Genomic DNA, 12,895 nt, shown 5'->3' on the forward strand with positions numbered 1-12,895 from the left:
TTCCTCCTTCCGTTAAGATTGCGCCCAAGCCTTAATAGTATTCATAAAGCCCGTGAATTGTTGTTCACGGGCTTCTTCAGTCTTATTCTCGTTAAGTTCGTAATATTGTTTTGCATTAAGTGCATCAGTTAGTTCTTGACCCTTTAATTCACCGGTATCTCGCATTCTAATTTGAATAATCCTACTCATATAGGTTTTATCATTCAAACCAGCAAATAATGCCTTGAACTCGTCCCAGTGCATTTTACCTTTCTCTTGAAGCAAGTTAATGCCATACTGTTCACGGAAACTAGCGTAAATGGCTTGTGCATCTTGAGTATACGAATAGTATTTTATGGCTGGTGTTGGGGTGCCTTGCATATCTGAGCTAGGTTCATCGTCATCATCGTTGCCATATGGTTGTTCTCGTAGATAATTACTAATCTGTTCAAAGGCAGAAACAGCGAAATCAGCGTCTTGTGGCTTAAAGCCAAAAAACATCTCAAAGGCAACTGACACCTTTTCCTCAGCGGTAAAATGTTCATCATCTAGTAACTGATAGAAACTGATCACCGTGTCAAAAGATAGGTCAAGTTTGTAAGCCTTGCCTTGATAATCAAACTCATTATTGAGACCAGTAGGATTACTTTTGCGATCCTCGCTTCTTGTTAGCGATAGCATGTTCACTCACCCGCTTCTTTTTGCCTGTGTATTGAGCAGTACGGGCTTCGTGCTTTTCACGTTGACGGGCTTCATTCGTTCCATCGAGCTTTTCTTTAGTCTCACGTAGAACTTTAATCGTCTTGAATAGTGCATACGATTGTTGATCGTAGTAATCATAGATAGACTTACCAGCACCCTTAATACCAAGTACATCATCTAGTGCTTCAAACACATTATTAAGTAATGCCATTTGCTGTTTTTCGAGGTAATCCTTTCGCTGGTCAATAGTCATTTCATCTTCAAACTTCTTTGAAGCATCTTGTTGCTTTTTGTAGAAATCTGAAATTTCTAGTTGCAAGTTGCGCAAAGCCCGATCCATTTCATCGTTAAATGTGACGTGATAAGTCTTGCCACCAATGATTACACTTCGTTTGAAATTAAACTTGAACTGCTTATCTAGATCCATATTGATTGCAGACATTTTATGTATCCTCCTATCGTCTCACTTTAACTCGTCTCTGTCATTACTTAATTACTACTTCTTAGCACTTGCTGGGACAAACTTAGGCTTACCGTTGAACACGGCTACAAAACTAAACGTTTGCTTAGCGCCTGGTTGACCACCAGCCGGGACAATATTAGTTAGAGTAACAATCCCGTAGACTTGTGAGCCATCTGCAAAGGTAACTCGCATTAAAGTCTTCAAGTTGTCACCGATTTCTAACATCTTAGAAGCAATGTAATCTTGTGCCTTATCACCATATACACGGTGACCTGCAACAGTGAATTGGTAACGCTTAGAGGTAACGTCTGAAGTACCGAAACCTTCACCGTCATAATATTCATCATTGGCGGTGGTGTCGTTTTCTGCTGGAGTTAAGTTGTTAATTCCGGCTGCTAAACGTGCCCAAGCTGCCTTAGTAATATCGTTAACGTTATCTAAACCATCGGTAGCAATTTCAATCTTATTTTGCCAGTTCAGTAAGAACTTACCGATATTAGTAGGTGCAGTGTCGTCACCTGCTAGAGAGTTGTTATTTGTTCCTGCTGGTTGTGGTTTAATACCAGTATTCGCACTTGCTGAACTTGCCAAGCTTGGTGTGCTTGTTGGAGTTGTATTTTCATCAGCCATAATTTATCCTTCTTTCTTATTTTTCAAAAGTATCAACCGTAATCTTAAAATCAAAAACATACATTACCGTCCCAGTGGTATCAGCCATTGTCGGGTGCGGAAATGAAGCAATCTCTAATGTTGAGAAAACAAAAGAGCGATCTTTTGAGATGACTCTAAAATCGTTATCGCCAAGTACGTTGGCAATCTGCCACAATACTTGATTAATTAATCCTTCATCACTACCTTGCATGATTACTTCCATGAGATATTGTTCAGTCTTATTGCCGGCATAATCACGCTCAATCACATTAGAACCCGGTAGCATTTGCAAACGAAGCTCTGGATCATGTTTACCGTCCAAATAGCCAAATAGACACTTGAGCGGTAAGCCTAGTGAATTGATTGAGTCTTTGACTCGCTCTTTTAAATCCATTAGTTTCCCTCCAATAAGCTCTTCTTAACCTTATTAGCCCAAACGTCACCATACAACGACTTAGCCCTTAAGTCCCAGCGCTTTGATGGAGAACGCCCCTCTGTTGGCGTATAGTTTTGGACTTGAGATACTTTACCAGTCTTACGGTTAGTAATTAACCCATAGAATTGAGCTTTAGCATACGGCACCGTGTAAAGAATTGACTTACCATCAAGGCTAATAGCTATTTGTTTTGCCAAATGCCCTTCCTTGTATGGAATAAATTGATCCATATCGGCTGCCACTTGATTTACAAGTATATATTGCGCTCGTTGTAATGACCGTCCGCTTAAAACATCAGCTAACTTCTTACCGTTGTAACTAACTCGTACACTCATCACAGCACCTCCAGTTCATACGAATACACCTTATTACTGTAAGGCTCTCGATTATCCACAATATTAGTAATCGTGTAATCTCGTCCCTCAAATTTAAGGTGAGTTCCGACCCAGTCCGGCGTAATCTTCGGTAGCGGATCAGAAATACCAGCAAACAAAAAGACAATCGCATTTGCTGTGATTGTCCGGCTGTTATTTGAACCTGAATAAATCGTCTGTGGTTGAACTAACACGTTATTAATTGCTTGCTCCACAGTCTTTTGCTTGCCGTAATCATCTTCTTCCCCCGTTGGTACTTGAAGCGCTATGGATTGATTGCATAATCGCTTACTTATTCTTGGCAGCATAATCATTCACCCCACGATAAAGCAATCCGTAACGGCCAAGCAATCGGTACGCTTCCTTACATACCCCGTTAATCGTTGTACTTACCGGATTAACTGACGGTGACAATGACAATCGACCAATTGAAACGCTCTTAAAATTATCGCCACCATCGTAGGAAGCGGTAATTCCGGTTTCAATAATGAAATCAATTTGTTCACAAATAGCAGCCTTATAGGCGTCTACCCTTTTCGCCCAATCGGTTTCAAAATCATGGTCATCATAGAAGTAATTAGTAACGGCATCAATTTGACGCTGTGCTTGCCTAACAAGTGAATTGAAATCATCATCGCCTTTGTCTTTGGCACTGATATACCCGAACTCAATATAATCACTTTTCTTTAAGCGTTGTTCTTGTGCCATTAGATCACCTTATTACTTGTTTGGTGTTGGACCAGGTGTAGGCGTTGCAGTGCTTGCCTTAGACAAGTTAGCAACAATACCGTCTTTCCGTGATTCACGGATAAATAAATCGTGGTACAAACGGTTTTGGTAAAGGTAGCCGTCCCCTTCAGTGTGTTCACCCGGTGCGAACAAGTAAACAGCGTTTTCCTTAACTACTTGAATGATTGAAGGCTTAGAAACAAACATAAAGTTAATGTTTTGAGCGTCTCCATTTGCCTTAAATCCATCTGAGAAGTCGTAATCAGACATGAAACGAGCACCGTCCCAGATTTCAATTAATTGGATTCCGTCAATTGAAGCAATCCGTGAATTAAGGGCAGTACCAGCCACGTTTTGGTTAGTAATTGTCCGGGTAAATTCAGTTGATTGTTCCAACTTGTTCATAGCGTCGCTAGACAAGAAACCAACAATGTTTTGTGGTCCGTACTTACGTAATGGCATAATAGCGTCCTTAATAGCGCCATATACATTGCTCTTAGTAAGCTTAGTAGTATCAACTTGACCAGCGTCTTGTGCGCCCTTAGCCATCTTAGCAAAACGGTAAGCGTCCAATTCTGGTTGTACGTGTTCGGTGATAAAGGTCTTTGAGATGTTAGCCATTGCCAATTCTTGGTTAGTTTCGTCAACATCTTGTTGGTCAATGAAGAACTCAATATCCCGGTCTTGACCCATTGTGTAGACCTTCTTGGAGTCTTCAATCGTTCCTTCATTGTAGCCCTTGCCACGTGTATGTGCCTTCAATCCTGAAGTGCTGATAGTCCGTAAGGTAAATGACTTACCACCAGCCACAAGGTTAACATCGGCGTTACCAATTGCCGTAGTCATTAATCCCTCAGTAATCTTTTGGTCCAGCATTGTGCCATCTTTTTCAACGTAATTAAATGTAGCCATTCAAAATCAATCCTTTCTTGCTACTTGTTCTTTAATCCTAGAGCTTGACGAACAGCGTCACGATCATCGCTACCACCGTCACCACCACTAGGATTGCCAGTAATCGTTGAATCACTAGTGTTTTTGGGCTGTTCTTCAAACAGGTAACTGTCGCTGTCTTTTAATCCTGTCAATTGATCATCCAAACCGGTAAGAGTACCATCGTCACCCATCTTGACCTTATCCATATCAATCAACGCTCGGACAGCCTTGCCGTTACGGGCATGAGAGCCAGCAATAGCAAGGTCAACAGCGCTATTCAATTTAAGGCTTGCAATTTTATCTTGTGACGCCTTTTGGGAATCATCGAACTCTTTACGTAAGTCTTTTAATTGACCTTGTAACTCTTCGTTATCCTTAGCGTCCTTTTGTAAGTCTTTTAGTTTCTGTGCATTGGTATTCAACTCATCTTTGTATTGATCACGTTCACCAGTAATCGTATTAATCTGGGAATGCAAATCATTAACTTCTGCTGAATGCATACCAAATACCTTAGTTACTTGTTCATCGGTTAAACCCATTTCTCGTAATTCATCACGTTTCATGCAACTTTCCTCCATTCGATATTTTTATACAGGGCAACGACCCTGATAAAAAGTGCATAACAAAAAAGCAGTTTTACGACATACTCAGGTCGAATGTTATTTTCTAATTTGTTATCTTTTCCAGCTTAATATCGCTAATTGCTTTTACTATCTCTGGTATAAGCTTCAAGTTTTCGGTAGTAGCCATTACCGGTAAATCAAAATCAACATGAAATTTCATTTTTCCAAAATTATTAGCGTCACCTTTGAACTCAACATTCCTAATTATTGGACTAATCAAATCCATCTTCTCTTCACCGTCATACGTTTCAAAGTGTTCTTCCATAAATATCACTCCGTTATTTTTTCTCTATTGTAATCACGGGTAAGAATTGGCACTTTATGATTTTCGTTCGTTTGCTTGATAAACTCTCGCATATTTGCCTGTCGTGCCCGTATCAGCGCTTTACACTTACTTACTTGCTCTTCATCGCCTAATTCTTTAGCAACTACTAGGCGGTGTTTAGCGTCTCTGATAGCCCGTTCACGTGCTCGTTGTTTCTGAACTATCTTCCCGTTCTTAATCGCCTGTTTGGGGTCATATTTTGGTTGATGGTTCACATTAACACCTGGAACAAACGGGAATAGTCGATGGTGACAGTTAATTCCCTGGGTTCCTGCTGGTGTTCCATAGCCGTGATTATAGATACTATCGTATTTATCGTTATAATCAGGGCTTTCAGGCGGAACGATATTAACCACGTGACCTTGAATCCAAGCGCAAGCCGGACGACTGTTAGGGTGGCTACTCATCAACGCTAAGTGCATATCAAAGTCCTTCATTCTGCTAAGCCGCAAATCATTGTAAGTCCGATTAACTGTCGTATTGATTACCATTCGAGAATAGCCCTCAATGCTCCAGTTATGACCAGCTTTATCAACAAGTCTTGTAGGCAATCCACGATCAACTGCACGATAGACCGCGCTTTCGACAGCTTTTTGGTGAGTCATTAGACCAGATACCGTTGCTAATGTTGATTCAGTCAATATCTGTCGATATACCCTTGTCGTTGCCGTAGCTCCGTAGTTACAGCTGATTAATGATTCGTTAATGTTATTGTTCAAATCAGTCCAAGTTTGGCTTACAACGGCTGTGAGGGCGTTTTGCGTATCACTAGATATTGGTTCTTTTCGTCCAGTGACATCCTGTAATTCGCCATCAACTTCATTGATTACTTGAATACCATGAAACTTAATCAAGTCCTTAATAGCGTCTTCACTTAAGCCATCAGCATGTGCCATTAGCTTCATAGTCTGATGATTAAGCTTCCCCATTTGAGCTAATTGCTTAGCTTGCCAAGTAACGACATCATCTTTACTAACGTGTTTGTAATCTCCAGCCTTTAACGTGTCAATAATTGTGTTAAATATCTGTGATTGCAGTTGTTCGTAAAGGTCGATGATTTTGTTACCGGCTTTTTGGAAATCATCATGTGCAGTCACAATTAATCAGCTCCTACATCATCATCGCCATCTGGTCCGCGTGTTTCTTCAGCAATGTTAGTCTGTTGGTCACGTTGTTCTTTGAGCGTTTCTTGATACCATTCTTCAGCTTCATCATCACTTAAGCCATAATTACGAATCAAGAACTGCTTTTTAGGCATTGCCATTGCAGCAGTCGCTTTTAAGTCTTCGTCAAGCTGCTTGTCCTTATCAACGAAAAGCCCATCATCAAAGTAGATACTAAATTCAGGGTCATTCTTAGCAACATCATACTTGAATAAGCCATTATAATCAGCCAATTCAAGAATGGAGGTACATAACTCCTTGATTGCCTTTTCAACCATTGTCAGGTAGCTTGAACGGGTCTGATAAGTCATTGAATTATCAGAAACAACTTCAGTAGCCGTTTTAAGACCGCTCTCATCGTAACTAAATGTACCTGCACTCAATCCAATTTGTACTTCAAACTTGCGCAAGGCGTAGTCCATCGCCGATTTAAGCTGTTCAATTCGCATGTCGCTAGTAACATCAGTAATCTTCAAGTCATCCCCATCAAATCCAATATAGGTAGGATCCTCGGGGTCAAAATACGGCTTGTGTACCTCGTCAATCTTAAGCATTTGTTCAGGTACAACAATCCGACGCTTACCATAACGAACCTCACGGCGCATGGCATCGTTAATCATGTTAATGTCCTTCAGTTCACCCCGTGCATTGTCAACAATACCAACGCCCAACGGGCTTTCTAAACTGATATTGTTAGCTCCCGGTGTATGAAAGTAAGCAAAAAGCGGACGGTACATCGGACCAAAACTAGTCTGGTCTTGTAAGTCCTCATATATCCGATTGAGTGGTACTCGGTAGCCAATTACCGACTTGTTATCTGAACGGTATAACTCGTTAGTGATTACGTAATTACCCTGTTCGTCCCATTGATGGAACTCTAACAGTGAATAGTAAATAACCGTATGATTTTCAATGCGCTGGGTCTTGGATACAATCGCACATTCAGGAATGTCATTAGTGTTGCTTCGTAGCGGGTAAAACTGATCAGCACGAATCCAAGCAATTTTTATCTTGCCGTTATCAACATACGGACGCATAGCAAAGCCACCGGCAACAATTCCTTTTTCAAGATTGGTTTCAAACTGATTGTAGAAGTCATTATCAGTAAAGACGCCATCAATATAATCATTAACGGATTCATCGCCAAAGCTGGCCTTAGCTTTTTCATTGAAAATAATTGAAGCTAATCGTCTAGCAGCCGTCTTGGTCATGTTAACTGTATGCGGTTTTCTTCGATGAATCGACTTACCAACGTGTTCAGTAATGCTGTCGTAGTCATTACGGTACATGCGAAAATCCTTAGCAATCCGCTTATACTCGCTAACGGGCATGTTAACCCGATTGTCGTCTGTCACGTCAATTAAACTGCCATTCATACCGATTTTTGCACCTGCCTTTCTAAATAGGTTTCGTATTCCTTCAAACACAACAACACCCCCTAGTATTTAAGTTCAAAGTCCCGCAAGTTATCTAAGACAAGATACTGAAACGCATCGCATGTGTGGTCATTTTCCTTGATTACACGTGGATTATCAGTCTGTAAAGTATCTTCGTCCCAACGATAATTGCGGGCTTGCTCAATAAAGATCTGATTTTCAGGAGTATTAAGATAATAAACCCGTCCAGTTGCCAACAAGTTCTGAACGTTGTCAATCATCTTTGTTTTCTCGGTCTTAGCTACATGGTGATAGTGTTGATTATATTGTTTGTACATTTCATGGTCTAAGGCAAAATCACTTGTAGCACTATCCGCTGATTGCTTGTAAAAGTGCCGTCCCCATTGTTCGATCCACTTGTTTTCTGCTTCGTGCAAGTCGTGAGCAATATCGGACGGTGCTTTTTTATGCGCTTTACCAGCCGGATCATAGTAATAAGTGTTTAACAAGATAATCCGCTTCTTACGGGTTAAAGCAACATTTAGCTCGGTCGTTGCCGATACCTGTTGCCCGCTATCTTGTCCGGTGTAAAGCTCCATAATATCGTCATCGTCCGGGAATGTTTCCAGTGGGTGGAATAAATCAGCGTTGTATACACTGTTACCCAATCCGATGACTTCGCCTAGGTACAACCAACGATAATAGTCGTAATCGTTTTTCTTATACCGCTCAATCAACTTCAACTGTTCTTTGTTGGTAAAGCCCCATTCATCATCAAGATAAGTTGACGTATCAACTAAGCAATCAGGATCCTGTCGTTCATCTTCCACCCATTCATTTACCCAGTCATACGGGCTTTTAAGTGGATTGTAAGAATAGTAAACAGTTACATGGTCAATGAACGGTGGCTTTTGCCGGATAAAGGTAGGGTTTGCTTGGTCAAAGACTTCACGCCCTTTGAAGTTAGCCGCTTCTTCATACCAAACAGCCATAACGTTACCAACGATGTTTGACTTAAGCTTCATCGGATCATCCCCACCGTAAAAGTAAAAGGTACTTCCCGTTCGCTTATGTACAATCCGCATTGGAGACTTGAAATATAGAAATTCATCAAACATATTAAGTTGAGTAAACGCCCATTCCATTTGCTTATAGACTGAATCGTGTAAGTAACTAGCATTTTCCCGAATCAATATGAAATTCACTTGATGATTAAGCTGAGTTTGCTTTTTTACCATCATGGCAAGCTTTAAGCTAATCACCGATGACTTAAACGAACCACGCCCACCATTGAGAATGATATAAGGCTTGTTAGTATTCCACATCTTGTAAAAATGCGGATTAATCATCTTTGACATCTTTATTTTCGGCATGTTCAATCGCTCCTATATCGTCAATAATGGTCGTTGATTCCTTTAATGCTCCGGCTTCACTGTTGCCTTCCAATGCCTTAGCTCGGGCATTGCTAATACGAGTATCGGCTTTAAGCTTTTCTACACGAGCAACAGCCAGTTTACGTTCTTCTGGTGATAGTTCACTGTCGTTATATTTATCTCGCCAATTATTTTTCAACCAGAAAATCATGGCGGTGGTATTACCATTTATAGCTTTTTGAAACAATTTCCGCTCAACAGCATAATTAGCCGAATCGTGACCTATTTTTAAAGCCTGTCTAATCTGTACAAATCGCTGTTTCCATTTATTCAGCGTGTTAACACTAATTCCCATATTTCCGGCTATTTGCTTATCAGTCAGACCGTTTCTTTTCCAGCCCTCAAGTAAAACCAGATTCTCACTCTCTAGCCACTTTTGGTATCTTCCCTTAGCCATTGCAAGTAATGCTCACCGCCTTTCACGCAAAAATAAAAAGACTAGCGGCTAACTAGTCCTCAATCAATTCAGCTTTCTTACCGGTGAAATCCTCCCACCGTTTAATAATGACATCAACATACTTCGGATCATATTCCATAACGCAAGCGTTACGTCCATCTTGCTCACAAGCCATGATAGTTGTGCCACTACCACCAAATAAATCTAGTACCACGTCACCCGACTTGGTACTGTTCTTAATCTGGTAGTCAAATAAGGCTACTGGCTTCATCGTTGGGTGTAAATCTGCACGTTGTGGTTTATCAAAATGCATAACAGTTGTTTGCTTCCGGTCAGAGTACCATGAATGACTACCGCCCTCGACCCATCCATATAAACAAGGTTCATGCTTCCATTGATAATCTTGACGACCCATAACCAAATTATTCTTTTCCCAGATTAGATTTTCACGAACACTTAATCCAGAATTATTAGCAGCATTAGTAAAATTAACCACTTCAGAGCTAGAGTACCAAATATAAAATGATGCTCCCTGCTTCAAATTATCCTCAGCAGCCTTGAACGCATCAAACAGGAACCTGTAAAACTTGTCGTCCTCCTGACGATCATTTTTAATTGTCATCTTAGATGATTGTTTTCCTTCATACCCAACGTTATATGGTGGATCCGTTAATAGCAGGTCACATTGCACCCCCCCCCACTAATTTTTTGACCATTTCGGGATTGGTACTATCGCCACACATTAAACGGTGTCGTCCTAGCTGGTAGATTTGACCTAATTTCGATTTAGGTTCTTCTGGAACTTCTTCATCAAAATCATCTTCTTGGACTTCTTCATCATCTTCGGGGATGTCTAAATCAAAGCCGAAGTCGCTCATATCAATGTCCGCAATATCTCCCAACTCATCGTCAAGCAGGCTCATATCCCAATCGGTTAATTCACCCGTCTTGTTATCAGCTAGTCGATAGGCTTTAACTTGTTCTGGAGAGAGGTTACTAGCAACTACAACCGGGATTTTATCCATCCCCAGCTTCTTGGCCGCTTTGTATCTGGTGTGACCCACAATGATTACATTATCTTTATCCACCACGATAGGTTGTTGCCAACCAAACTGCTTAATTGAGTTAGCCACTGCTTCAACCCCATCATCATTGTTACGTGGGTTATTAGGATAAGGTTTAACCTCATCAATCTTCATGCTTTGAACTTGCATTTTTCAGTCCCCTTTTCTTGATAAGAAATTGAAAGAATCCTGCTAACCAAAAGATAGCAATTACAATCCATGCTAATAGCAGAATTACTGCACCAGTTCCCCAATAAATAATTGCTGGACTAAACACTAACCACCATGACCAACTAATTGCTTTTGCTAGTTTTGCTCCGGTGAACATTGCTGTAAGAATTATCACTAGCCATTTCATTACGCTTTCTCGCCCTTTTCTTTTGCTTTCTATGCCGTTCAGTGTGGTTTAGCATGTACAACTCTGCACCACTGCTGACCGTGCCCCAATTCTTATAATGTTTCATTGCTAAGCTTCCCAGAAAATCCGTTCATTCAGGATATGCTTGTAAGTCTTCATGGCACTCTTTTGTGCCTTAAGCAGTTCTTGGTCATATTTATCCAAGTTATGAAAATCATCACTTTTCATGAATTTCTTTAATTTACTGATTTTCAATCCTAAATCATCACGTTCTTTAACTAATTTCAAATTATGCTCACTCATATTTTTCACTCCCAAATAAAGACGTCCTAAAATTCCATGATCAAAGAAATGCAGGCTATATGGTAAATACCATTTCTGCTTTGTAATATCGTAAAGAGCCTTTTTACATGCAATATCATAAGGATTACTTACAGGATTGCCTTTAATATCAAAGAACTGCATACTTGGAATATCCGCACCGCTGTATGTAAAAGTGTGATATGTTTTACCATTTTCAAGTTCGACGAAAAGAATTTCGCTGCCTGCCATATGTATTCCTCCAAACAAAAAAGCCAGCGCTAGGCTGACTCTGTTTAATAATTAATTTCTTTTGTGAAATCTACTAACGAATCGTAGTAGTTCTGATACTCTTGCTTATTTTTAGCATTCTGTATGCCATCAACGGCTTTCTTCAATGTTTCAAAATGGATAATCTTATTTCCACCCGAAAACTCGGCTATGTCATTTTCTTCTAACTGCAAATTTCTAAATTTTACAATGAATCCTCTAATTATTGAATTTTGAGCAATAGTTAGATCCTTTTCTAACTCTTCGTCATGTAAAGCCAATCTCTTCTTGGCTCTTAAAAGATTATGATAGACATCAATTTTTTGTACTGGTGTTAATCCTTGCCAAGAATTATCGTCATAACTTAGCGAAAGTAGCATAGCTTTTATTATATCCAAGCCTAGTTCTTTAACAGTAGCCGTATCTTCACTTAATTCTTTCATTTTCAATGAAACACCTCCACTGCCTATAAACAGTTCTCTAATATTTGAGTTGAATACAAATATTACTACAGCAATTGATAGCACACCAAAAATACCTTTAGTCTGCCAATTTTGTTTCCAAACATAATATTGTGGCACGAACAAGATAGCAATTATCAATAATTTTGCTAACCAGTTCAACCAGTTTTCTTTTATAAATTTCATATACATCACCGATAACATCATACAAAAAGCCCAGTCATTTGACTAGGCTTGGGTGATATATATGTGTGCCCGGCTTTCCACACCGGACACGCTCCAGCAAACGTTTTGCATTCACACCAATATATGATTATCAATATATTTTGTGTACTTGCTGAAGCTCGTAAGCAATTGAGTTGACGTGTCTAAAAATATAGTAGTTATTCTTAATGATTGCTTACTATGCCAAGAGCCGGAGTTGAACCGAGCTTCATGCATAATTGGAATAAAAATCACTATCATTAAGAACTCCCAATTAAGCTCTAACCGTAGAACGTTGGCTAGTTTTTGGTAAGTCGTTTCGGACTTACGACTAGGATTCCACACCTAATCGCCTCTGTTAAAATAACTCGCCCTGAATAGGGCAATGCTAGAGGATGGAGTCGAACCACCGCTGTGCGCAAGTAGGATGAATCGTAACTAAAAACTACCTGTGCCCTGCCGAGGACCATAGCACGAAGCACTGTTAAACATTAAAAGAGGAGGCTTAACATCTCCTTTAATTTATTGTGCTTCAACACGGGAACCAGGGCTTGAACCTGGATAAACGGCTTTGGGGGCCGCACGTCTAGCCAATTGACTTATCCCCGTAGGTAGTGCTTATAAGAAGGTCAAAGAACTTAGCACTACAAGACG

General features: G+C 40.2%; 17 protein-coding genes, 1 tRNA gene and 1 pseudogene. All 19 read right to left on the reverse strand.

The window, feature by feature from the left end:
* Window positions 1-12: 12 nt before the first annotated feature.
* The 19 genes and pseudogenes from HUK45_RS04680 to HUK45_RS04770 all read right to left on the reverse strand — a co-directional run bounded on the left by HUK45_RS04680 (window position 13) and on the right by HUK45_RS04770 (window position 12,850).
* A complete protein-coding gene (locus tag HUK45_RS04680; protein WP_191911312.1) occupies window positions 13-660 on the reverse strand; it encodes a Gp15 family bacteriophage protein in 648 nt (215 codons plus the stop codon).
* Window positions 623-1,123: a hypothetical protein gene (locus tag HUK45_RS04685; protein ID WP_191911313.1), complete on the reverse strand. Its 501-nt coding sequence runs from the start codon at window positions 1,121-1,123 to the stop codon at window positions 623-625. The genes HUK45_RS04680 and HUK45_RS04685 overlap by 38 nt, the downstream gene beginning before the upstream one ends.
* 54 nt (window positions 1,124-1,177) lie before the next feature.
* Window positions 1,178-1,774 (reverse strand): phage tail tube protein, encoded by a 597-nt coding sequence (locus HUK45_RS04690; RefSeq protein ID WP_328797158.1) that lies wholly within the window; start codon window positions 1,772-1,774, stop codon window positions 1,178-1,180.
* Between the two features lie 16 nt (window positions 1,775-1,790).
* Window positions 1,791-2,189, reverse strand: coding sequence for a minor capsid protein (locus HUK45_RS04695; protein WP_191911314.1), 399 nt, complete (start codon window positions 2,187-2,189; stop codon window positions 1,791-1,793).
* Window positions 2,189-2,566 (reverse strand): minor capsid protein, encoded by a 378-nt coding sequence (locus tag HUK45_RS04700; protein ID WP_191911315.1) that lies wholly within the window; start codon window positions 2,564-2,566, stop codon window positions 2,189-2,191. Before HUK45_RS04700 ends, HUK45_RS04695 begins: the two co-directional genes overlap by 1 nt.
* On the reverse strand, window positions 2,566-2,913 hold the full coding sequence (locus tag HUK45_RS04705; RefSeq protein WP_191911316.1) for a putative minor capsid protein: 348 nt from the start codon (window positions 2,911-2,913) through the stop codon (window positions 2,566-2,568). The genes HUK45_RS04700 and HUK45_RS04705 overlap by 1 nt, the downstream gene beginning before the upstream one ends.
* The gene (locus tag HUK45_RS04710) at window positions 2,894-3,313 is read right to left on the reverse strand and encodes a head-tail connector protein (protein ID WP_191911317.1); all 420 of its coding nucleotides are present in this window, start codon (window positions 3,311-3,313) and stop codon (window positions 2,894-2,896) included. Before HUK45_RS04710 ends, HUK45_RS04705 begins: the two co-directional genes overlap by 20 nt.
* 12 nt (window positions 3,314-3,325) lie before the next feature.
* Window positions 3,326-4,246 (reverse strand): hypothetical protein, encoded by a 921-nt coding sequence (locus HUK45_RS04715; protein ID WP_191911318.1) that lies wholly within the window; start codon window positions 4,244-4,246, stop codon window positions 3,326-3,328.
* A gap of 20 nt (window positions 4,247-4,266) precedes the next feature.
* On the reverse strand, window positions 4,267-4,830 hold the full coding sequence (locus HUK45_RS04720; protein ID WP_191911319.1) for a phage scaffolding protein: 564 nt from the start codon (window positions 4,828-4,830) through the stop codon (window positions 4,267-4,269).
* 103 nt (window positions 4,831-4,933) lie between these two features.
* Complete coding sequence (locus HUK45_RS04725) at window positions 4,934-5,155, reverse strand: hypothetical protein (RefSeq protein ID WP_102168115.1); 222 nt, start codon at window positions 5,153-5,155, stop codon at window positions 4,934-4,936.
* Between the two features lie 5 nt (window positions 5,156-5,160).
* Window positions 5,161-6,312 (reverse strand): phage minor capsid protein, encoded by a 1,152-nt coding sequence (locus HUK45_RS04730; RefSeq protein WP_191911320.1) that lies wholly within the window; start codon window positions 6,310-6,312, stop codon window positions 5,161-5,163.
* 2 nt (window positions 6,313-6,314) lie between these two features.
* The gene (locus tag HUK45_RS04735; RefSeq protein WP_191911321.1) at window positions 6,315-7,805 is read right to left on the reverse strand and encodes a phage portal protein; all 1,491 of its coding nucleotides are present in this window, start codon (window positions 7,803-7,805) and stop codon (window positions 6,315-6,317) included.
* Between the two features lie 11 nt (window positions 7,806-7,816).
* Window positions 7,817-9,127, reverse strand: coding sequence for a PBSX family phage terminase large subunit (locus tag HUK45_RS04740; protein ID WP_191911322.1), 1,311 nt, complete (start codon window positions 9,125-9,127; stop codon window positions 7,817-7,819).
* Window positions 9,096-9,584 carry a helix-turn-helix domain-containing protein gene (locus HUK45_RS04745; RefSeq protein WP_191911323.1) on the reverse strand — a complete coding sequence of 163 codons (489 nt, stop codon included), beginning with the start codon at window positions 9,582-9,584 and terminating at the stop codon, window positions 9,096-9,098. Before HUK45_RS04745 ends, HUK45_RS04740 begins: the two co-directional genes overlap by 32 nt.
* Before the next feature lie 52 nt (window positions 9,585-9,636).
* Window positions 9,637-10,798 (reverse strand): annotated as a pseudogene (locus tag HUK45_RS04750) (DNA modification methylase).
* The gene (locus HUK45_RS04755) at window positions 10,773-11,006 is read right to left on the reverse strand and encodes a hypothetical protein (protein WP_191911324.1); all 234 of its coding nucleotides are present in this window, start codon (window positions 11,004-11,006) and stop codon (window positions 10,773-10,775) included. The pseudogene HUK45_RS04750 and the gene HUK45_RS04755 overlap by 26 nt, the downstream one beginning before the upstream one ends.
* Before the next feature lie 108 nt (window positions 11,007-11,114).
* A complete protein-coding gene (locus HUK45_RS04760) occupies window positions 11,115-11,558 on the reverse strand; it encodes a crAss001_48 related protein (RefSeq protein ID WP_191911325.1) in 444 nt (147 codons plus the stop codon).
* A gap of 44 nt (window positions 11,559-11,602) precedes the next feature.
* On the reverse strand, window positions 11,603-12,232 hold the full coding sequence (locus HUK45_RS04765) for a hypothetical protein (protein ID WP_191911326.1): 630 nt from the start codon (window positions 12,230-12,232) through the stop codon (window positions 11,603-11,605).
* A gap of 545 nt (window positions 12,233-12,777) precedes the next feature.
* Window positions 12,778-12,850 (reverse strand) — tRNA-Trp (locus tag HUK45_RS04770).
* Window positions 12,851-12,895 lie beyond the last annotated feature (45 nt).

It is taken from the genome of Limosilactobacillus urinaemulieris, assembly GCF_014838745.1.
In the GTDB taxonomy this organism is placed as follows: Bacteria; Bacillota; Bacilli; order Lactobacillales; family Lactobacillaceae; genus Limosilactobacillus; species Limosilactobacillus urinaemulieris.